Source organism: Streptomyces sp. NBC_00988 (genome assembly GCF_045162645.1).
Classification (GTDB): Bacteria; Actinomycetota; Actinomycetes; order Streptomycetales; family Streptomycetaceae; genus Streptomyces.
In genome coordinates this window covers 4570522-4590348 of the sequence record NZ_CP108730.1, presented here as the reverse complement: position 1 = coordinate 4590348, position 19827 = coordinate 4570522, and the positions used below count along the sequence as shown (strand labels likewise).

18 protein-coding genes are annotated in these 19827 nt (G+C 69.5%); 8 read left to right on the top strand and 10 right to left on the bottom strand.

Annotation, left to right across the window (positions count from 1 at the left end; all coding sequences use genetic code 11):
- Nucleotides 1-22 precede the first annotated feature (22 nt).
- The 3 genes from recO to OG496_RS20865 are packed head-to-tail and all read left to right on the top strand — an operon-like array spanning nucleotide 23 to nucleotide 2240.
- Nucleotides 23-772, top strand: coding sequence for a DNA repair protein RecO (gene recO / locus OG496_RS20875; RefSeq protein WP_405971955.1), 750 nt, complete (start codon nucleotides 23-25; stop codon nucleotides 770-772).
- A 57-nt stretch (nucleotides 773-829) separates the two neighbouring features.
- Entirely contained in the window at nucleotides 830-1681 is an 852-nt protein-coding gene (locus tag OG496_RS20870) for an isoprenyl transferase (protein WP_366490963.1), read from the top strand.
- A 25-nt stretch (nucleotides 1682-1706) separates the two neighbouring features.
- Nucleotides 1707-2240, top strand: a complete 534-nt coding sequence (locus OG496_RS20865) for a YcxB family protein (RefSeq protein WP_399394856.1) — start codon at nucleotides 1707-1709, stop codon at nucleotides 2238-2240.
- Between the two features lie 4 nt (nucleotides 2241-2244).
- Here OG496_RS20865 and OG496_RS20860 read toward each other — a convergent pair whose 3' ends face one another.
- The 4 genes from OG496_RS20860 to OG496_RS20845 are packed head-to-tail and all read right to left on the bottom strand — an operon-like array spanning nucleotide 2245 to nucleotide 5376.
- The gene (locus OG496_RS20860; protein ID WP_328683467.1) at nucleotides 2245-2661 is read right to left on the bottom strand and encodes a transcriptional repressor; all 417 of its coding nucleotides are present in this window, start codon (nucleotides 2659-2661) and stop codon (nucleotides 2245-2247) included.
- 59 nt (nucleotides 2662-2720) lie between these two features.
- Nucleotides 2721-3623 carry a metal ABC transporter permease gene (locus OG496_RS20855; RefSeq protein WP_405971954.1) on the bottom strand — a complete coding sequence of 301 codons (903 nt, stop codon included), beginning with the start codon at nucleotides 3621-3623 and terminating at the stop codon, nucleotides 2721-2723.
- The gene (locus OG496_RS20850; protein ID WP_405971953.1) at nucleotides 3623-4423 is read right to left on the bottom strand and encodes a metal ABC transporter ATP-binding protein; all 801 of its coding nucleotides are present in this window, start codon (nucleotides 4421-4423) and stop codon (nucleotides 3623-3625) included. Before OG496_RS20850 ends, OG496_RS20855 begins: the two co-directional genes overlap by 1 nt.
- Entirely contained in the window at nucleotides 4420-5376 is a 957-nt protein-coding gene (locus OG496_RS20845; protein ID WP_366490966.1) for a metal ABC transporter substrate-binding protein, read from the bottom strand. The genes OG496_RS20850 and OG496_RS20845 overlap by 4 nt, the downstream gene beginning before the upstream one ends.
- A 185-nt stretch (nucleotides 5377-5561) precedes the next feature.
- On the opposite strand from OG496_RS20845, the gene OG496_RS20840 reads away from it, so the two are divergent.
- Nucleotides 5562-6944, top strand: a complete 1383-nt coding sequence (locus tag OG496_RS20840; RefSeq protein WP_366490967.1) for a glycine--tRNA ligase — start codon at nucleotides 5562-5564, stop codon at nucleotides 6942-6944.
- Nucleotides 6945-7017: 73 nt separating this feature from the next.
- On the opposite strand, the gene OG496_RS20835 is transcribed toward OG496_RS20840, so the two are convergent.
- A complete protein-coding gene (locus OG496_RS20835; protein WP_405971952.1) occupies nucleotides 7018-8064 on the bottom strand; it encodes a chitinase in 1047 nt (348 codons plus the stop codon).
- A 181-nt stretch (nucleotides 8065-8245) separates the two neighbouring features.
- Between OG496_RS20835 and OG496_RS20830 the strand changes: the two genes are divergently transcribed.
- A complete protein-coding gene (locus OG496_RS20830; RefSeq protein ID WP_405971951.1) occupies nucleotides 8246-9256 on the top strand; it encodes an aldo/keto reductase in 1011 nt (336 codons plus the stop codon).
- Nucleotides 9257-9282: 26 nt separating this feature from the next.
- Nucleotides 9283-9864, top strand: a complete 582-nt coding sequence (locus tag OG496_RS20825; protein WP_405971950.1) for a TetR family transcriptional regulator — start codon at nucleotides 9283-9285, stop codon at nucleotides 9862-9864.
- 96 nt (nucleotides 9865-9960) lie between these two features.
- On the opposite strand, the gene OG496_RS20820 is transcribed toward OG496_RS20825, so the two are convergent.
- The 3 genes from OG496_RS20820 to OG496_RS20810 form a co-directional block, all read right to left on the bottom strand.
- Nucleotides 9961-11109: a serine hydrolase domain-containing protein gene (locus OG496_RS20820; protein WP_405971949.1), complete on the bottom strand. Its 1149-nt coding sequence runs from the start codon at nucleotides 11107-11109 to the stop codon at nucleotides 9961-9963.
- A gap of 72 nt (nucleotides 11110-11181) precedes the next feature.
- The gene (locus OG496_RS20815; RefSeq protein WP_365300232.1) at nucleotides 11182-11388 is read right to left on the bottom strand and encodes a hypothetical protein; all 207 of its coding nucleotides are present in this window, start codon (nucleotides 11386-11388) and stop codon (nucleotides 11182-11184) included.
- A gap of 133 nt (nucleotides 11389-11521) precedes the next feature.
- Nucleotides 11522-12949, bottom strand: a complete 1428-nt coding sequence (locus OG496_RS20810; RefSeq protein WP_405971948.1) for an MFS transporter — start codon at nucleotides 12947-12949, stop codon at nucleotides 11522-11524.
- Nucleotides 12950-13050: 101 nt separating this feature from the next.
- Here OG496_RS20810 and OG496_RS20805 point away from each other — a divergent pair, with 101 nt between their 5' ends.
- The gene (locus tag OG496_RS20805) at nucleotides 13051-13971 is read left to right on the top strand and encodes a helix-turn-helix transcriptional regulator (protein ID WP_405971947.1); all 921 of its coding nucleotides are present in this window, start codon (nucleotides 13051-13053) and stop codon (nucleotides 13969-13971) included.
- 91 nt (nucleotides 13972-14062) lie between these two features.
- Here the strand turns inward: OG496_RS20805 and OG496_RS20800 are convergent, their stop codons facing one another.
- Complete coding sequence (locus tag OG496_RS20800; protein WP_366490975.1) at nucleotides 14063-15508, bottom strand: MFS transporter; 1446 nt, start codon at nucleotides 15506-15508, stop codon at nucleotides 14063-14065.
- A gap of 97 nt (nucleotides 15509-15605) precedes the next feature.
- On the opposite strand from OG496_RS20800, the gene dusB reads away from it, so the two are divergent.
- Nucleotides 15606-16772: a tRNA dihydrouridine synthase DusB gene (gene dusB / locus OG496_RS20795; RefSeq protein ID WP_405971946.1), complete on the top strand. Its 1167-nt coding sequence runs from the start codon at nucleotides 15606-15608 to the stop codon at nucleotides 16770-16772.
- 18 nt (nucleotides 16773-16790) lie between these two features.
- On the opposite strand, the gene OG496_RS20790 is transcribed toward dusB, so the two are convergent.
- Nucleotides 16791-19634, bottom strand: coding sequence for a sulfatase-like hydrolase/transferase (locus OG496_RS20790; RefSeq protein ID WP_405971945.1), 2844 nt, complete (start codon nucleotides 19632-19634; stop codon nucleotides 16791-16793).
- Nucleotides 19635-19827: the final 193 nt, after the last annotated feature.

Genomic DNA, 19827 nt, shown 5'->3' with positions numbered 1-19827 from the left:
GCCGTAGGGGACAATGGGCGGCATGAGTCTGTTCCGCGACGACGGCATCGTGCTGCGCACCCAGAAGCTGGGTGAGGCGGACCGGATCATCACGCTGCTCACCCGGAGTCACGGGCGGGTACGCGCGGTGGCGCGCGGGGTGCGGCGGACCAAGTCGAAGTTCGGTGCCCGGCTGGAACCCTTCTCCCATGTGGACGTGCAGTTCTTCGCGCGGGGCAGTGAACTGATCGGCCGCGGGCTGCCGTTGTGCACCCAGAGTGAGACCATCGCTCCGTACGGTGGCGGGATCGTCGCCGACTACGCGCGGTACACCGCCGGTACGGCGATGCTGGAGACGGCCGAGCGGTTCGCCGATCACGAGGGCGAGCCCGCCGTGCAGCAGTATCTGCTGCTGGTGGGCGGGCTGCGGACGCTGGCCGGCGGGGAGCATGCTCCGCATCTCATCCTCGACGCGTTCCTGCTGCGTTCCCTCGCCGTCAACGGCTATGCGCCAAGCTTCGGTGACTGCGCGAGGTGCGGGATGCCGGGACCGAACCGGTTCTTCTCCGTGGCGTCCGGCGGGGTCGTCTGCGCCGACTGCCGGGTGGCCGGGAGCGTCGTACCCTCACCGCAGGCCCTGGAACTCCTCGGTGCGCTGCTCACAGGGGACTGGGAGACGGCGGACGCGTGCGAGGCGCGGCATGTGCGGGAGGGCAGCGGGCTGGTGTCCGCCTATCTGCACTGGCACCTTGAGCGCGGGCTCCGTTCACTGCGGTACGTGGAGAAGTCGTAGCAGGCCGTGGCAAGTTGTCGTAGGTCGTAGGTCGTAGACAGAGGAGACGAGAAGCACATGGCCGTACGCGGGATCCTGGGGCGCCAGCGGCGCGAGTACAAGACGCCGGAGCCGCACCCGTCGGGGGCCACCGCACCGAAGCTGCCCGGTGAGCTGATCCCGAAGCACGTGGCGATCGTCATGGACGGGAACGGGCGGTGGGCGAAGCAGCGCGGGCTGCCGCGCACCGAGGGCCACAAGGTCGGCGCCGAGCGGGTGCTGGACGTGCTGCAGGGCGGCGTCGAGATGGGTGTCGGCGCGATCTCGCTGTACGCCTTCTCCACCGAGAACTGGAAGCGGTCGCCCGACGAGGTGCGCTTCCTCATGAACTTCAACCGCGACTTCATCCGCAAGTCCCGCGACACCCTCGACGAACTCGGCATCCGGGTGCGGTGGGTGGGCCGTATGCCCAAGCTGTGGCGGTCGGTCGCCAAGGAGCTCCAGATCGCGCAGGAGCAGACCAAGGACAACGACGCGCTCACGCTGTACTTCTGCATGAACTACGGCGGGCGGGCCGAAATCGCCGACGCGGCAAGGGCGTTGGCCGAGGACGTCCAGGCGGGCCGGCTCGACCCGGCCAAGGTCGACGAGAAGACCCTCGCCAAGTACATGTACTACCCGGACATGCCCGAGGTCGACCTCTTCCTGCGCCCCAGCGGCGAACAGCGCACCTCCAACTACCTGATCTGGCAGAGCGCTTACGCCGAGATGGTCTTCCAGGACGTGCTGTGGCCGGACTTCGACCGGCGTGACCTGTGGCGCGCGTGCGTCGAATTCGCCCAGCGGGACCGGCGGTTCGGCGGCGCGGTGCCGAACGAGAAGCTGCTCGCGATGGAGCAGGCGATGCGGGGGCGGCCCGAGGAGGGCTGACCACTGACGGCTAGCATCCCGCCTCATGGACATGGGGCGGGATGATGTGACGGGGCGAGTGGTCGAGCTGGAGTACCGGCCGGTCGTCGAGGACTTCGCGGCGGCGCTGAGAGCGCGCAGGGGCCTCATCCCCTCGACGCGAAGACAACTCTGGCTGCTGGGGATCGGGGCCTTCTTCGCCGTGATGGCGATCGCGAGCTCGCTGGCCAAGGGCAGGTCGGTACCGATCCCGCTGATCATCGGTGTGTGCGCCGTGGTGGTGTCCCTGGTGTTCCTGCCGCGGATCCAGGCGCGCCAGTTCCAGCGCCTCGCGGAGCGGCGGGGGGTGATCCGGGTGACCGTGACGGACGCCGGGGTGACTGTGGCCACCGACGACTCGTTCACCTCGCTCAACTGGACCGTGCAGCCCCGCTACCGGGAGACGGCGGACGGCTTCTACATGTTCAGCCCCGAGAAGAACGCCCTCAACTTCACGCTGCTGCCCAAGCGAGGCCTGCGGGACCCCGCCGACGTGGACCGGCTGCGGGCGATCCTCGACGCCCACCTGAGCCGGGTCTAGGGCCTCAGCCGGCCGCCGCCGCGCACTCCGCGCACGTGCCGAAGATCTCCACCGTGTGCGCCACGTTCACGTACCCGTGCTCCGCCGCGATCGCCTCCGCCCACTTCTCCACAGCCGGGCCCTCCACCTCAACCGCCTTGCCGCAGACGCGGCACACGAGGTGGTGGTGATGGTCGCCGGTGGAGCAGCGGCGGTAGACGGACTCGCCCTCGTCCGTGCGCAGGACGTCGACCTCGCCGGCGTCGGCGAGGTTCTGGAGGGTGCGGTAGACCGTGGTCAGGCCCACCGAGTCACCCTTGTGCTTGAGCATGTCGTGGAGTTCCTGGGCGCTGCGGAACTCGTCGACCTCGTTGAGCGCCGCCGACACCGCGGCACGCTGGCGGGTGGATCGTCCCTTTACGGGCGGGCCGGCCGTCGTCACCGTTGCCTCCTCACGTCTGCACTTTGCCGAGCCATTGTGCCAGCCCGGGCTGTGCATGGTCAGACGCCGACCTCGTCGGCGGCCCCCCGGGTGGCTGGAATCGCGCACTCCACCGGGTCCCCGGCGGGTCGCGCGGCGGCCGCGGCCCGGGCCCGGCGCCTTGCCAGCGGGGTCGCCAGCGCGGTCAGCGCGATGAACGCGGCGATCGTCAGGAGCACGATCGTCGCGCCGGGCGGCACGTCCTGGTAGTACGAGGTGACGGTGCCGCTGACCGACACGGTCACGCCGATCACGCCCGCGATCGTCAGCGTCGCCCCGAAACTGCGGGTGAGCTGCTGCGCGGCGGCGACCGGCACCACCATCAGCGCGGACACCAGGATCAGGCCCACGACCCGCATCGCGACGGTGACCGTGACGGCCGCGGTGACCGCCGTCAGCAGGTTCAGGGCCCGCACGGGCAGGCCGGTGACCCGCGCGAACTCCTCGTCGTGGTTCACGGCGAACAGCTGCCGCCGCAGCCCCAGCGTGACCACGATCACGAAGGCGGCGAGGATGCCGATCGCCGTCACGTCGGACTGCGAGACCGTCGAGAGGGAGCCGAAGAGGTACGAGCTCAGGTTGGCGTTCGAGCCGCCCGGCGCGAGGTTGACGAACATCACGCCGCCCGCCATACCGCCGTAGAAGAGCATCGCGAGGGCGATGTCGCCGCGGGTCTTGCCGTACCAGCGGATCAGTTCCATGAGGACCGAGCCGAGCACGGAGACGGCGGTGGCCATCCAGACCGGGGAGGCGTTCAGCAGGAAGCCGAGGCCCACGCCGGTCATCGCGACGTGGCCGATGCCGTCGCCCATGAGGGGCTGGCGGCGCTGGACGAGGTAGATGCCGATCGCGGGGGCGGTGATGCCGACCAGGACGGCGGCGATGAGCGCCCGCTGCATGAAGGCGTAGTCGAGGAGGTCCATCAGCTCAGCAGTCCCGTGCGGATCGGTTCGGCGTCCGCCGAGTGCGGGTGTACGTGGTCGTGGCCGGGCAGTGCGTGCTGGCCCAGGGCGCGCGGCGGCGGGCCGTCGTGCTGGACGCAGCCGTCGCGCAGGACGACCGCGCGGTCGATCAGCGGTTCCAGCGGGCCGAGTTCGTGCAGGACGAGCAACACCGTTGTGCCTTCGGCGACTTGACGGGTCAGGGTGTCCGCCAGCACCTTCTGGCTGGCCAGGTCCACGCCCGCCATCGGCTCGTCCATGATGAGGAGTTCGGGTTCGGCGGCGAGTGCGCGGGCGATCAGCACGCGCTGGTGCTGGCCGCCGGAGAGCGCGTCGACGGAGTCCTTGGCGCGGTCCGCCATCCCGACCAGTTCCAGGGCGTGCCGTACGGCCTCGTGGTCCGCCTTGCGCAGCAGGCCGAAGCGGGTGCGGGAGAGGCGGCCGGACGCGACGATCTCGGTGACGGTGGCGGGCACCCCGCCCCCGGCCGTCGTGCGCTGCGGTACGTAGCCCACGCGCCGCCAGTCACGGAACGCGCGGCGCGGGGTGCCGAACAGCTCGATCTCACCTGCGGACAGAGGGACTTGGCCGATGATCGTGCGGATCGCGGTCGACTTGCCGGAGCCGTTGGCGCCGAGCAGCGCGACCACCTCACCGCGGCGCACGGTGAGGTCGATGCCGCGCAGGACGGGGCGCGAGCCCAGCTCGGCGCGGACTCCGCGCAGCGATATGACGGGCTCGCTCATCAAGTCGCTCATCAACTCGTCCTCCGTGCTGGTCATTTACTTCCCAGGGCCGTCTGCAGGGCCTTGAGGTTGGCCTGCTGGACCGAGAAGTAGTCCTTGCCGCGGGACTTCTTGGTGATGCCCTCGATCGGGTCGAGGACGTCGGTCTTCAGGTTCGCGTCCGCGGCGATGGTCTTCGCGGTCTTGTCGCTGACGAGCGTCTCGTAGAACACCGTGGTGACGCCGTCGGCCTTCGCCATCTTCTCAAGGTCCTTCACGCGCTCGGCACTCGGCTCCGACTCGGGGTCGAGACCGTTGATGGCCTCCTCGGTGAGGCCGTAGCGCTCGGCGAGGTAGCCGAAGGCGGCGTGCGTGGTGATGAACACCTTGGTCTTGGTGTTCGCGAGGCCGGTCTTGAACTCGGTGTTGAGCGCGTCCAGCTTCTTGACCAGGGCCGCGGTGTTCGTCTTGTAGTCCGCCGCGTTCTTCGGGTCGGCCTTCTCGAAGGCCTTGCCGACGCCCTCGGCGACCTGGGCGTAGCGCACCGGGTCGAGCCAGATGTGCGGGTCGAGGCCGGCCAGCTCCTCGTTCTTCGAGGTGTCGTGCGTGGCCGCGTGACCGCCGACCTCGTTGCCGTGCTTCTCCTCGGTGGTCAGGGAAGCGGCGTCGATCTTCGTCTTGACCCCGGACTGGCTCACCACGTCGTCGACGGAGGGCTGGAGGTTCTTGAGGTAGAGCACCGCGTCGGACTCCCCGAGCGCGGCCGTCTGCTGCGCGCTGATCTCCAGGTCGTGCGGCTCCTGGCCGGGCTTCGTCAGGCTGGTGACGTGGACGTGGTCCCCGCCGATCTGCTCGGCCAGGTACTGGAGTGGGTAGAACGCCGCGACGACGTCGAACTTGTCCGTGTTGGCGGCGGCCGCGCTGTCGGAGCAGGCGGAGAGGGTCCCGAGACCGAGGGCGGTGGCCGCGGCGATGGCGATCCCGGATATGTGGCGACGTCGTACGTTCATGACAGTCATTTTCAACTGACATGGAAACCGTTGTCAACAAGCTCCGGGTGTGGAACCGATTTGATACGGGGGTGGGAGGCGCCGGTAACCTAAGTCATTCGCCCGCCCGTCTCCCGACCACCACCCCCCATCGAGGCGCTTCGCGCCGCCCCTCCTTACCGTCCATTCGTCATGAAGAGAGCATCGTGGCCGCCGACAAGATCGACACCATCGTCAGCCTGAGCAAGCGCCGTGGCTTCGTATTCCCCAGTAGTGAGATCTACGGCGGCCAGCGCGCCGCCTGGGACTACGGGCCCTTGGGTGTCGAGCTCAAGGAGAACCTGAAGCGCCAGTGGTGGCGCTACATGGTGACGTCGCGCGAGGACGTGGTCGGTATCGACTCGTCCGTGATCCTGGCCCCCGAGGTGTGGGTCGCCTCCGGCCATGTCGCCACTTTCTCGGACCCGCTGACCGAGTGCACCGCGTGCCACAAGCGGTTCCGCGCGGACCACCTGGAGGAGGCGTACGAGGCCAAGCACGGCCGCGCCCCCGAGAAGGGCCTCGCCGACATCAACTGCCCCAACTGCGGCAACAAGGGCCAGTTCACCGAGCCCAAGGAGTTCTCCGGCCTGCTCTCCACCCACCTGGGCCCGACGCAGGACACCGGCTCGGTCGCCTATCTGCGCCCGGAGACCGCCCAGGGCATCTTCACCAACTTCGCCCAGGTGCAGACCACTTCGCGCCGCAAGCCGCCGTTCGGCATCGCGCAGATGGGCAAGTCCTTCCGCAACGAGATCACGCCCGGCAACTTCATCTTCCGGACCCGCGAGTTCGAGCAGATGGAGATGGAGTTCTTCGTCAAGCCGGGCGAGGACGAGAAGTGGCAGGAGTACTGGATGGAGCAGCGCTGGAACTGGTACACCGGCCTGGGCCTGCGCGAGGAGAACATGCGGTGGTACGACCACCCCAAGGAGAAGCTCTCCCACTACTCCAAGCGCACCGCTGACATCGAGTACCGCTTCCAGTTCGGCGGCAACGAGTGGGGCGAGCTGGAAGGCGTCGCCAACCGCACGGACTTCGACCTGAACGCCCACTCCAAGGCCTCCGGCCAGGACCTCTCCTTCTTCGACCAGGAGGCCCAGGAGCGCTGGACGCCGTACGTCATCGAGCCCGCCGCCGGTGTCGGCCGCGCGATGCTGGCCTTCCTCCTCGACGCCTACGTCGAGGACGAAGCGCCCAACGCCAAGGGCAAGTTGGAGAAGCGCACGGTGCTGCGTCTCGACCACCGGCTCGCCCCGGTGAAGGTCGCGGTGCTTCCCCTGTCGCGCAACCCTGAGCTGTCCCCGAAGGCCAAGGGCCTTGCCGCCGCGCTGCGTCAGAACTGGAACATCGAGTTCGACGACGCGGGTGCCATCGGCCGTCGTTACCGTCGTCAGGACGAGATCGGTACGCCGTACTGCGTGACGGTCGACTTCGACACGCTTGAGGACAACGCGGTGACGGTGCGCGAGCGCGACTCCATGAAGCAGGAGCGCATCTCCCTGGACCAGATCGAGGGCTACCTCGCGGGCCGCCTGATCGGTGCCTAGGGTCTGACTTCTGAACCGGACTGCGGGCGGGCCGAGTTGATCAGCCCGCCCGCAGTTTTTTTGTGCGCTGCTCTCAACGCCCTTGCAGGGACTTTACGTTGTCGCCGAACGTCCAGTTCTTCGAGCCGTCCCAGTTGATGGACCAGGTCATCAGGCCCTTGAGACTCGTGCCGTAGTGCTTCCACGCCTGGGAGACCAGGGACGGTGACATGTAGCCGCCGCCCGCGCCCGACTGGGCGGGCAGTCCCGGTACTTGCTTGTCGTACGGCACCTTGATCGTCGTACCCTGCACGACCAGGCCCTTGTTGAGGCAGTCGGTCTGGGCGGTGAAGCCCGCGACCGTGCCGGCGGAGTACGAGTCGCCGGAGCAGCCGTACATGCTGCCGTTGTAGTACTGCATGTTGAGCCACCACAGGCGGCCGTTGTCCGCGTACTTCTTCACGATCGGGAGATACGCGCCCCAGATCGAGCCGTACGTGATGCTGCCGCCGGTGACGTACGCGGTCTCCGGGGCCATCGTCAGGCCGAAGTTGGACGGCATCTGGGCGAGGATGCCGTCGATGATGCGGATCAAGTTGGCCTGGGACGTGGAGAGTTGGCCGATGTTTCCGCTGCCGACCAGGCCCGTCTCGATGTCGATGTCGATGCCGTCGAAGTTGTACTTCTTCAGGATCGGGACGATCGTCGAGACGAACTTGTCGGCCACCGTGGACGAGCTGAGGTCGATGCCCGCGGCCGCGCCGCCGATCGACATCAGGATCGTCTGGCCGGAGGCCTTCGCCGCGCACATCTCGGCCGGCGTGGCCACCTTCACGCCCGCGTCCATGCCGTCCTCCCAGAGGGCGGTGCCGTCTGAACGGATCACCGGGAAGGCTGCGTTGATCACGTTGTAACCGTGGGCGGCGATCGCGGAGTTGGTGATCGGGGTCCAACCGAAGGGCGGATGAACGCCGTTGGAGGAACCGTCCCAGTTCTCCCAGTAGCCCTGGAGGACCTTGCCGGCCGGGCGGGACTTCACGGCGCAGGTGTCGGCCGCGGACGCCGTGGGGGCGGCGGCTATCGAGAGGGGGACGAGGAGCGTGGCCGCCGTGAGGGCGGCGGTGAGGAGCCGACGGAGCATACGGGCCTCCCGGTGGGGGTGCGGTGAGGTGTCGTGTGTCGTAGGCATGACAGTGCTCGTGGTCCAGACCTTTCGTCAAGAGGTCTGTACCAGTCGATCGTGCTGACGGGTGCGGGGCGCGCTGACAAGTATGGAATGACAGATATTGAAATCTGTCAGCTGTCATGCCAAGGTGGGACGCATGACGATCCCCACGCGCACTCTCGGAACCACCGGCCCCCAGGTCTCCGCCCTCGGCCTCGGCTGCATGGGCATGTCCGCGTTGTACGGCGACGCGGACCGGGCCGAGTCCATCGCCACCATCCACGCCGCCCTCGAAGCGGGCGTGACGCTCCTCGACACCGGCGACTTCTACGCCATGGGCCACAACGAGATGCTGATCGGCGAGGCCCTGCGTGCCGCCCCGGCCGCCCGTCGCGAACAGGCGCTCACCAGCGTGAAGTTCGGGGCGCTGCGCGGCCCGGACGGCGGCTGGAGCGGCTACGACGGACGGCCCGCCGCCGTGAAGAACTTCGCCGCGTACTCCCTCCAGCGCCTCGGCGTCGACCACATCGACGTGTACCGGATCGCCCGGATCGACCCCGGCGTACCGGTCGAGGAGACGGTCGGCGCGATCGCCGAGCTGGTCGAGCAGGGCTACGTCCGGCACATCGGGCTCAGCGAGGTCGGCGCCGACACGATCCGCCGGGCCGCCGCGACCGCGCCGATCGCGGATGTGCAGCTGGAGTACGCGCTGATCACGCGCGGCATCGAGGACCGGATCCTGCCGGTCACCCGCGAGCTGGGCATCTCCGTCACCGCGTACGGCGTGCTGTCCCGCGGGCTGATCTCCGGGCACTTCACCTCCGACCGGCAGCTCGGGGCCAGCGACTTCCGGGCGCACTCGCCGCGCTTCCAGGGCGAGAACCTCCAGCACAACCTGACCCTGGTCGAGCAGTTGCGGAAGCTCGCCGAGCAGAAGGGCGTCTCCGTCGCCCAGCTCGCCATCGCCTGGGTGCTGTCGCGGGGCGAGGACATCGTGCCGCTGGTCGGCGCGCGCACCCGGGAGCGGCTGACGGAGTCGCTGGGCGCGCTGGACGTCGTACTGGACGCCGGGGACCTGGCCGCGATCGAGGCGGCCGTACCGGCGGACTCGGCGGTGGGTGACCGCTACCCGTCGGCGATGATGGCGCACCTCGACAGCGAGCACTGATCCGGCCTGCGGGTACGGTCTTCGTCATGTCACCGAGCGAGACCCTGACCGCCGAGCGCATCCTCGCAGCGACCGAGGAGGTGCTGCGCCGCCACGGCCCGGCGAAGGCCACCGTGGTGGACGTGGCCCGCGCGCTCGGCGTCAGCCATGGCACCGTCTACCGGCACTTCCGCACGAAGGCCGCGCTGCGGGAGGCGGTCACCAAGCGCTGGCTGGACCGGACTTCGCAGATGCTGTCCCGTTTCGTGACGGAGGACCGCGACCCGGAGACCCGGCTGCGGCACTGGCTCGCAGGGTTGTTCGAGGCCAAGCGGAAGAAGGCGGGCGGCGATCCCGAACTCTTCGCCACGTACTCGGTCCTCGCCGAGGAGGCGGGCGAGGCGGTCAGCGAGCACATCGCCGAACTCACCGGCCAGCTGACGGAGATCGTGCGGGCGGGCGTCGAGAGCGGCGCCTTCACGGTCACCGACCCGGCCGTCGCGGCCCGCACGGTGTTCCAGGCGACGGGCCGTTTCCATGACCCGTCCTACGCACGGGAGTGGCTGAAGCCGGGCGTGGAGGGGGAGTTCGGGGCGATGGTGGAGTTGTTGGTGCGCGGGCTGCGGTGAACTGGCTGTAAGCGCCGGTCAGTTCACCTTGACGGTGACGGTGACGGTGACGGTCGGGGAGCAGGTCGTGCCGGCCGCGACGGCGGGGCGAGAGGGTCAGCTCCCCGCCGCGTACCCCCAGAACTCCCGCATCAGCGGTGTCGGTACCGGGCTCGTCATCGCCACCTGGGTCAGCAGGACCGTCACCGTGCCCGTGGGCGGGACCACGTGGGCCGTGGTGCCGGTGCCGCCGACCCAGCCGTAGCGGCCGGGGACGTTCCACGGATCGATCGGGGCGACGTCGACCTGGCCGCCGTAGCCCCAGCCCTGGCCCTCCAGGAAGAGGGTGGCGGCCTCGCGCTGGGCGGCGGTGAGGTGGTTGGTGGTCATGCGGCTCACGGAGGTGGGGGAGAGGACCGGGGTGCCGTCCGGTGCCGCTCCGGCGTTCGCGAGCATCCGGCCGAAGGCCAGCAGGTCGTCGGCCGTCGAGACCAGGCCGCCGGCGCCCGAGGGGAAGGCCGGGGGCCGGCTGAAGCCGCCGTCGGGGGTGTCGGCCCGCTCCAGGGTGCCCAGCTCGCCCGGGGTGTAGGCGGTGGTGAAGCGGTCCCGCTTCGACTCCGGCACCGCGAACGCCGTGTCCGGCATGCCCAGCGGCCCGAAGAACCGCTCCGCCAGGAAGTCGGGGAACGGCGAGCCCGAGGCGCGGGCGACCAGGACGCCCTGGAGGTCCGAGCAGGTGTTGTAGAGCCACGCGGCGCCCGGCTGGCGCACCATCGGGATCCTGGACAGGGCGGCGAGCCATTCGTCGGGGCCGGGCTGGAGGTAGGGCGCGCGGCCGTCCTGCTGGAACGCGAGCAGCTCCTGGACGGCCGCCAGGAAGAAGTCGTCCGGGAAGCCCCAGCCGGCCCGGAAACTCAGCAGGTCCTCGACGGTGATGGGGCGGTCCGCGGGCACGACGTCCTCGATCGGCGAGGAGGGTGTGCGGACCACCGTCGGCTTCGCCAGCTCCGGCAGCCACTCCGCCACCGGGGCGTCCAGCGCCAGGCGTCCGTCCTCCACCAGGGCCAGCACCGCCGCCGCCGTGACCGGCTTGCTGACCGAGGCGATCCGGAAGATCGAGTCGCGGGCCATCGGGGCGGTGCCTTCGGCGTCGACGGAGCCGACGGCGACCACTTCGACGTCGTCGCCGCGGGCCACCAGGCCCACCGCCCCCGGCACGGTGCCGTCGTCGACGCGTCGCCGCAGGGTGTCGTGGAGAGAGCTCATCGGTCGGCCTTCCGGTCCGGGGAGTCGTATCGGATACGACTCTCCTCGCCCCGCGAACTCATCGCTCCCCGGTCAGCCGGCCGACGGATCCACCGTCGCCTGGTGCTCCTCGGCCAGATGCTCCTCCGCCTTCAGCCACGGCAGGAACTGGGCGCTCTTCTTCCAGCCGCACGTGTCGCAGCTGATCGTGCGCTTCGCGCCGGTGCGCAGCACCCGGACGATGTGCTCGCGTCCGTGCTGGTCCCAGCGGCTCACCTTGCTCGTGTTGATCTCCAGCATGATGTCTCGCCTCCGGCACAGAGTGTGCAGCAAGACCAACATCAACAGGGCTCAATTCACGCCGAGTTGTCCAAGCTGTGAACATGACATCCCAGGTGCCGTCCGGCAGGTGGCCCGCACGTCGTCCGGTATGTCACCCGATCGTGCGCGGCAGCCGCAGGCTGAGCAGGCCGGTCAGGACGACCCCGGCCAGCTGCACCAACAGGGTTATGGCCAGGGCGTCCCGCATGCCCATCCCCGGGACCAGGGAGAGGAAGAGGGTGCCGAGCGTGGCCACGCCCAGCGCCAGCGCGGACTGCTGGGTGGTGACCATGACGCCGGCGCCCACACCGGCACGGGCGGCCGGGACCTCGGACAGGATGATGCGGAAGATGATGGGGAGTTGGAGCGCCTGACCGGCTCCGGCGACGGCCGCGCCCGGGAGCAGTTCGACGAACCCGAGGTGCGGCCAGGAGCGCCACACGGCCAGCACGATCAGCCCCAGACCCACCGCCTGGATGACCGAACCGGCGGTCACGACCCGCGTGCCGTACCGGGCCACCAGGCGCGGCCCGGCGAGCGAGGCGAGGAAGAAGGTCACCGCCAGCGGGACGAGCGCGAGGCCCGCCGCGACCGGGCCGAGACCCGCGCCGCTCTGCAACGCCACCGCGATCACGAACATGAACCCGCTGAAGCCGATCGCGAACGGCAGGATCATCACCAGCCCGCGCCGCAGCGAGGTCAGCGCCAGCAGACTCGGCGGCACCAGCGGCGTACGGCCCTGCCGGTCCGCCCTGCGCTCCACCGCGTAGAACGCCGACGCGAGCCCCGGGAACGCGGCCAGCGACAGCCACGTCCACAGCGGCCAGCCCGCCGCCCGGCCCTCGGTCAGCGGCACCAGCAGCGCCAGCAGGGACGCGCCGAGCAGGAAGGTGCCGGGCACGTCCACCGGCTCAGGGTGCTGGGAACGCGTCTCCGGTACGACCTTGGCGGCCAGGAACAGTCCGATGACGACGACCGGCACGTTCACCAGGAACACCGCGCGCCAGCCGGTACCGGCGATGTCCGCGGCGACCAGGACCCCGCCGAGGATCTGGCCGGCCACCATGGCCAGGCCGGCGGTCGCGCCGTACAGGCCCATCGCCTTGGCGCGGCGCGGGCCCTGGGTGGCGGACTGGATGGTGGCGAGGACCTGCGGGAGCATCGCCGCGGACGCCGCGCCCTGCGCGATCCGCGCGGCGACCAGCGTCCACGCGGTGGGCGCGAGCCCGCACGCCAGCGAGGTGACGCCGAACGCGGCCATCCCGCCCAGGAACAGCCGACGGCGCCCGAACAGGTCGCCGAGCCGGCCGCCGAGGACGAGCAGCACGGCGTACGAGACTCCGTAGCCGGCGACGACGAGTTCGAGGACGGCCTCGCTCGCCGAGAGGTCCTTGCCGATGGTCGGCAGGGCCACGTTCACGATGAAGAAGTCGATGAGGGGCAGCGCCGCGGCCAGCAGCACCGTGAACAGTCCGAGGCCGCTGAGCACGGGTGCCGCCGCCGGGGATTTCACGGTGCGGGAAGCGATGGTTTCGGTCACGCTGACGAGCGTGCGCCTCTTGCGAGACTGGTACCAGAGTGTCCTTATCCTGGTAGCAGGACTACCTGGAAACAGGCTCCGTACAGCGGCAGACTGGGGTGATGACGACGATGGCACAGGAGACGGTGACGGGGGCGGCGGTTGGTGCGGTGACTGAGGCGGCCGGTGCTCCGGGGGTCGGTCCGCAGACCGCGTCGACGGTCCGGCGGCATGAGCTCGCCGCCTTCCTGCGCCACCGCCGTGAGCACATCACCCCCGAGCAGGTCGGCCTCCCGCGCGGCACCCGGCGCCGTACACCCGGTCTGCGCCGCGAGGAGGTCGCGCAGCTCGCCGCGGTCGGAGTCACCTGGTACACGTGGCTCGAACAGGCGAGGGACATCCAGGTCTCGGTACAGGTTCTCGACGCCCTCGCCCGCACCCTGTTCCTGGACAGCAGCGAGCGCTCCCACCTCTTCCAGCTGGCCGGTGCGATCGACCCGCGGCCGGCCACGAGCTGCGCGGTCGTCACGCCCGCCCTGCAGGCGATGCTGGACCAGCTGGACCCGATCCCGGCCTGTCTGCAGAACAGCCGCTACGACATCCTCGCCTACAACCGCACCTACGGGATGCTGCTCTGCGACCTGGACGCGGTACCGCCCGAGGACCGCAACTGCATGATCCTCTCCTACACGCACGAGGAGTGGCGGTCGTCGATCGTGCACCTGGAGAAGACCCAACGCCTCATGGCCGCCCGCTTCCGGGGCTCGATGGCCGACCACCTCGCCGACCCCACCTGGAAGACCCTCCTGAAGCGCCTGCGCACGTCCCCCGAGTTCTGCGAGGTCTGGGACCGCCACGAGGTCATGGGCGCCAGCCCCCGCCGCAAGGAGTTCCGCAACGCCCACGTGGGCCGCATCACCGTCGACCACACAGACCTGTGGCTGGGCCCGGCGAGGGGCCCGAGGATGGTGACGTACGCTCCCGCGGACGCCGAGTCGAGGGGACGCCTGGAGAGGCTGCACGCCATAGCGCAGGCCAGGTGAGGGTTCTGCTTTTAGGGGCGCTGGGCTGTGTCTGATGTGCGGCCACCGCCGCGTGGGCGCGACCAGCCGCGGCACACCCGCACTCGCATGACTAAGCGCTGATCCCCGCAGCCTCGCGCACCTCAACGGACGACAACTTGTCAGCCGTACGTTCAGCGGTCCGCCGGGCCCAAGCCCCACTCGTCACCGCCCCCAACACCAGCACGGCCAACCCGCAGGCAACGAGGATCCACCACCCGGGCCGGGCCGCAGAAACAAACGTCTCCTTGTACGACGACGCCGCCACCCCGGAAGCCAACACCGCCCCCACCACGGCAACCCCGAGCGTCTGCCCCAGCTGCCGGCTCGTGGACGCCACGGCCGCCGCAACCCCGGCCTGAGCCCGAGGCATCCCGGACACCGCCGTGTTGGTGATCGGCGCGTTCACGAACCCGAAGCCGATCCCGAACAGCGCGTACCCGATGAACCGCGAGACGCCGGACGTCTCCGCCTCGAACCCCGCGAACATCACCGCACTCGCCGTCATCGCGGTCCCCGCGATCAGCAGGGATATTCGCGGCCCCCGACTGCCGACCAGCCGCCCGGAGATCGGTGCGCACAGGAACGTGGGCACAGCCATCGGCAGCATCCACAGACCGGCGTGCAGCGCGTCGAGACCGACCACGTTCTGCAGATACAGCGTGGACAGGAACAGGAAGCCGCCCAGCGCCGAGAACGCGCTGATGGCGATCACCGTCGCCCCGCTGAACGGCGCCGAACGGAAGAAGCGCAGATCGATGAGGGGTTCGTCGCGCCGCGGCTCGTACCAGAGGAGCCCTGCGAGGGCGGCCAGCGCGAGGACGGCGAAGGGCAGGATCGAGGTGAACCCGGAGCTCGGCGCCTCGATGATCGCGTACGTCAGGGAGCCGAACAGGGCGATCACCATGAGCTGACCGACCGGGTCGGCACGGCGGGCCTTGGGCGCGCGGGACTCCGGGATGAACTTCAGCGTGAGCAGCAGCGCGGCCAGGCCCACCGGCAGGTTGATCCAGAAGATCGAGCGCCAGCCGACCGAGTCCACGAGCAGCCCGCCGATCAGCGGACCGGCGGCCATCGATATGCCGACGACCGCACCCCACACACCGATCGCCCGGGCGCGCTCGCGCGGCTCGGTGAAGGTGTTGGTGATGATCGACATGGCGACCGGGTTGAGCATCGAGCCGCCGACCGCCTGGATCATGCGGAACCAGATCAGCGCGTCCAGATCGGGCGCGAGGGAGCAGAGGAGGGAGCCGAGGCTGAAGACCACCAGGCCGGCGATGAAGACCCGCTTGCGGCCGATCCGGTCGGCCGTGGAGCCCGCCAGCATCAGCAGGGAGGCGAGGACCAGGGTGTACGCGTCGATCGTCCACTGCAGACCGGAGGTCGAGGCGTGCAGGTCGGTCTGCATCGCGGGCAGTGCGACGTTCAGGATGGTCACGTCCAGGCTCACGATCAGCAGACTCATGCAGCAGATCGCGAGCACCAGCTGTCGGCGGCGGTGGCTGAGCTCGGGCATGCGCACCATCGTACGCCAAACTCGATAGTGCGGCTAACTAATTACCGATACATGATCCTGCGGCCGAGCACCTGACGCGGTGCGGGACAATGGAGCAATGTCCACGCCCGTGTCCCCGTCTGTCTCCCCGGCTGTGTCGCCCTTGCGGGTCGGCCCGCACACCGTCTCGCCGCCCGTCGTCCTGGCCCCCATGGCCGGGATCACCAACGCGCCCTTCCGCACCCTGTGCAGGGAGTTCAGCGGCGGCAAGGGCCTGTTCGTCAGCGAGATGATCACGACCCGGGCGCTGGTCGAGCGCAACGACAAGACCATGCAGCTGATCCGTTTCGACGCGACCGAGACGCCGCGTTCGATCCAGCTCTACGGCGTGGACCCGGCGACCGTCGGCAAGGCCGTCCGCATGATCGCGGAGGAGGGGCTCGCCGACCACATCGACCTCAACTTCGGCTGCCCGGTGCCGAAGGTGACCCGCAAGGGCGGCGGCTCCGCGCTGCCGTACAAGCGGAACCTGCTGCGGGCGATCCTGAAGGAGGCCGTCAGCGGGGCCGGCGACCTCCCCGTCACGATGAAGATGCGCAAGGGCATCGACGACGACCACATCACCTTCCTCGACGCCGGCCGCATCGCCGTCGAGGAGGGCGTCACGTCCATCGCGCTGCACGGCCGCACGGCCGCCCAGCACTACGGCGGTACGGCGGACTGGGACGCGATCGCGCGCCTGAAGGAGCATGTGCCGGAGATCCCCGTGCTCGGCAACGGCGACATCTGGTCGGCGCAGGACGCGCTGCGGATGGTGCGGGAGACCGGGTGCGACGGGGTCGTGGTCGGGCGCGGGTGCCTCGGGCGTCCGTGGCTGTTCGCCGATCTCGTGGCCGCCTTCGAGGGGCGTCAACAGGACGTCTTGGAGCCGTCGTTGCGCGAGGTTGCCGACGTCATGGTGCGGCACGCGACGCTGCTCGGCGAGTGGATCGGGGACGAGGCGCGCGGGGTCATCGACTTCCGCAAGCACGTCGCCTGGTACCTGAAGGGCTTCGCGGTCGGGAGCGAGATGCGCAAGCGGCTCGCGATCACGTCCTCGCTGGAGGAACTCCGGTCCGGGCTCGACGAGTTGGACCTCGACCAGCCCTGGCCGGCGAGCGCGGACGGGCCCCGCGGCCGTACGTCCGGCAACAACAGGGTGGTGTTGCCGGACGGTTGGCTGAAGGACCCGTACGACTGCGCGGGGATCAGCGAGGACGCGGAGCTGGACACGTCCGGAGGCTGAACTCCCCTCGGTGGCCGGTCAGTTCTTCTTCGGGTGGGGCGTCGAGCCGTACGCCGTGAGGAACTTGTCGCGGAAGTCGCTCATCTTCCACACCGGGGCCTTGTGCGCGGGGCGCAGGCCGTCGGTCCAGTTCCAACTGTCGATCTTCTCAAGGACCTTGGGGTCCTTGGCGACGATCGAGATCGGGACGTCACGGCTGGCGTGGTTGCCGCTGACACGGGCGATCGGCTGGTGGTCGCCGAGGAAGACGAGCACGGTGTTGTCGTTGCCGTAGCGCTCCAGCCACTGGGTGAGGGAGTTCACCGAGTACTGGATCGACTTGCCATACTCCTGGCGGGACTTGCTGGTGTCGGCGATGACGCTGGACGCCTTGTTGCCGGCCTTCTCGATCGAGTCGAAGATCGAACCGTTGCCCAGCTGGTCCCAGGGGACGAGCTTCGGGATCGGTGCCCAGGGCTGGTGGCTGGAGGTCAGGATCAGCAGGGACATCAGCGACTTGCCGTCGGTGCGGGGCTTGCTGTGCACCTGCTTCTGGAACTGCTCCAGCGCGTACTGGTCGGGCATCGTCGACCAGCTGAACTTCGGTCCCTGGTAGCCGAGTTGGAAGGCGTTGTAGACCTTGTCGAGGCCGTAGAAGCTCTGCTCCGGCCAGCCCTTCTGGATGCCCGGCATCACGCCGACGGTGTCGTAGTCGCCGGTCTTCTTGAAGGCGTCGGTCAGGCTGAGGTGGTCGCTGGCCATCACCGTGCGGTAGCGCTGCTGGTTGCTGACCCACAGGCCCGACATGGTGGTGGAGTGGCCGAGCCAGCTGCTGCCGCCGTACGTCGCCGAGGTCAGCCAGCCGCTCTTCGCGGCGAAGCCCGCCTTCGAGAGGGCCTTGGTGTCGGCGGCGAGCGTCGAGTCGACGCCGGGCGCCATGATCGGGTCCTCGATCGCGCTACGGCCGTAGCTCTCGATGAAGGTGAAGATCATGTCCTTGCCGCGGAGGTCCGGGACGAGCTGGCTGCCGGGGGTGTTGCCGAAGGCGTCGACCTTGGCGACCTTCTTGAACTCGGCCTCGTCGCGCAGGGTTTCCTGCACCGCGCGTACCTGGTACTTGATGACGCCGGCGGTGTGGTCGGCGGCGAGCGGGATGCCGTGGAACTCCAGCGCGAACGCGGTGAGGGTGATCCACACCGTGCCGGCGATCAGGGTGCCCTTGGTCGAGATGGCCTTGTAGGTCACCAGGACGTTGCTGAGCCGGACCATCGCCAGGGCGACGAGCGCGATCAGCACGACGATGAGGGCGATGAGACCGACCGTGATGACTTGGGTGGCCGTCCCGCCGAAGGTGTCCTTCAGATACCCGCGGGCATCCCCGAACAGGCTCCAGTCCAGGATGATGTTGAAGTGCCGGCCCAGGTATTCGTTGAACCCCATGTCGAACATGTTCAACACGGCGATGGCCCCGACGAGCGCGCCGAATCCCGCGGCCACGATGATCCGGGCCCGCCGCGGCAGGCTCAGCAGAATCACCGCCGCCATGATCGCCTCGGCCGGTATCCGCGCGAACTCCATCAGCCTCAACTGCCCCAGCGTGTTGGGCATTTCGAGGCAGATGTAGACCAGCACGGCGGCGAGGAAGGTGACGACCCAGGAGAGGGTGAGTGCGGCTACGGGGTGCTTCTCGCGCCAAGCCTGCATGCGACGGCGGAGGCCTAGGCGGCTGCTCCAGGTGCGGGGGTTGGGGCGCTTGGGGCGGGGGACGGCTGCGGAGGGCTCGGGGGTGGAGTCTGCGGCGGCTTCGGTGTCGGTGCCGGGGGCTGTGACGGATTCGGTTGAGGTGTCCGCGTCCGCGTCGGTGGCTGAGACGTCGGGTTCGGCTTCGGTTTCGACTCCGGTGTCCGAGGCGGTCGCGGTGGTGTCCTCGGCGACCTCGGAGGCGGGTGTTTCGGTGCCTGCGGCTTCGGTTGCCGGGGACTTCACGGTGCTGGACGCGGTGTCGGGCGTCGCGGCGGAACCGGTTTCGGGCACGGCTTCCGCCGTGGCCTCGGTCGGTGCTTCTACGGCCCGTTCGGGCGCGGGGGTCTCGGCGTGCGCGGTTCCGACGGCGGGAGAAGCGCCGGCTTCGGTCCTGGCGCTGGACGCGGAACCGGCCTCTGTCTTGGCGGCGGCAGGGGTTCCGGCCTCGGTCTTGGCGGCTGCGGGGGAACCGGCCTCGGCTTTGGAGGTTGTAGAAGTACCGGCTTCGGTCCTGGCGCTCGTAGGTGAACCGGCCTCGGTCTTGGCGGCTGCGGGGGAACCGGCCTCGGCTTTGGAGGCTGCGGAAGTGCCCGCTTCGGTCTTGGCGCTCGTGGGCGAACCAGCCTTGGCCTTGGCTCCTGTGAGGGTGCCGGCCTTGGTCGCGGCGCCGGCAGAAGGCTTGGCCTTGCTCTTGACGCTCGCGAGGCGCTCGGCCTTCGTCTCGGCGACTGAGGAGGTTCTGGCCTTGGCCTTGCCGTCGGCGTCCGCCGAAAGGCCGGCCTCAGTGTCGGCAGCTGCGGAGGCTCCGGCCTTGGCCTTGCTGCCGGTGCTCGCTGAACGGTTGGCCTGTGTTTCAGCGCCCCCGTGAAGCCCGGTCTCTGTCTCCGCGCCTGCGGAAGTAACGGCGTCGGCCTTGCTGCCGGTGCTCGCCGAAGGGTTGGCCTGCGTTTCCGCACCCCCGCGAAGCCCGGCTTTCGTCGCCGCGCCTGCGGAAGTGCCGGCCTTGGCCTCGCTCGCGGTGACTTCGGAAGTGTCGGCCTCACCCTTGCCAGCCGGGGAACTGCCCGCGTCGGCCTCGCCCTCGCCGACCGCTGAACTCCCCGCGCCCGCCTCGGACTTGGACTCGGTGTCGGAGGCCACCGGTGTGGCCTCCCGCGTTGTTATCGCGGCGCCCGGCTTCGCTGTCGGTTCGTTGTTCGTGTCCGGCGGCAGTACCTCGCCATCGGCTGCCCCGGCCGTATTCGGTGTCTGGCGTGTGCTCGTGTGCTGAGGCAACCCGAAGGTCCTTCCGTGCGAGGCCCGTGATCGGAGTGGAGTGGCGGTCCGACTGGGG

Excerpts from the sequence above, each read along its gene's own strand:
- OG496_RS20870 (WP_366490963.1), top strand. The coding sequence starts at position 830 with ATGGCCGTACGCGGGATCCTGGGGCGCCAGCGGCGCGAGTACAAGACG.
- dusB (WP_405971946.1), top strand. The coding sequence starts at position 15,606 with ATGTCCACGCCCGTGTCCCCGTCTGTCTCCCCGGCTGTGTCGCCCTTG.
- OG496_RS20825 (WP_405971950.1), top strand. The coding sequence starts at position 9,283 with ATGTCACCGAGCGAGACCCTGACCGCCGAGCGCATCCTCGCAGCGACC.
- OG496_RS20855 (WP_405971954.1), bottom strand. The coding sequence starts at position 3,623 with ATGGACCTCCTCGACTACGCCTTCATGCAGCGGGCGCTCATCGCCGCC.
- OG496_RS20835 (WP_405971952.1), bottom strand. The coding sequence starts at position 8,064 with ATGCTCCGTCGGCTCCTCACCGCCGCCCTCACGGCGGCCACGCTCCTC.
- OG496_RS20815 (WP_365300232.1), bottom strand. The coding sequence starts at position 11,388 with ATGCTGGAGATCAACACGAGCAAGGTGAGCCGCTGGGACCAGCACGGA.
- OG496_RS20800 (WP_366490975.1), bottom strand. The coding sequence starts at position 15,508 with ATGCCCGAGCTCAGCCACCGCCGCCGACAGCTGGTGCTCGCGATCTGC.
- OG496_RS20865 (WP_399394856.1), top strand. The coding sequence starts at position 1,707 with ATGGACATGGGGCGGGATGATGTGACGGGGCGAGTGGTCGAGCTGGAG.
- OG496_RS20820 (WP_405971949.1), bottom strand. The coding sequence starts at position 11,109 with ATGAGCTCTCTCCACGACACCCTGCGGCGACGCGTCGACGACGGCACC.
- recO (WP_405971955.1), top strand. The coding sequence starts at position 23 with ATGAGTCTGTTCCGCGACGACGGCATCGTGCTGCGCACCCAGAAGCTG.
- OG496_RS20850 (WP_405971953.1), bottom strand. The coding sequence starts at position 4,423 with ATGACCAGCACGGAGGACGAGTTGATGAGCGACTTGATGAGCGAGCCC.
- OG496_RS20830 (WP_405971951.1), top strand. The coding sequence starts at position 8,246 with ATGACGATCCCCACGCGCACTCTCGGAACCACCGGCCCCCAGGTCTCC.
- OG496_RS20845 (WP_366490966.1), bottom strand. The coding sequence starts at position 5,376 with ATGAACGTACGACGTCGCCACATATCCGGGATCGCCATCGCCGCGGCC.
- OG496_RS20805 (WP_405971947.1), top strand. The coding sequence starts at position 13,051 with ATGACGACGATGGCACAGGAGACGGTGACGGGGGCGGCGGTTGGTGCG.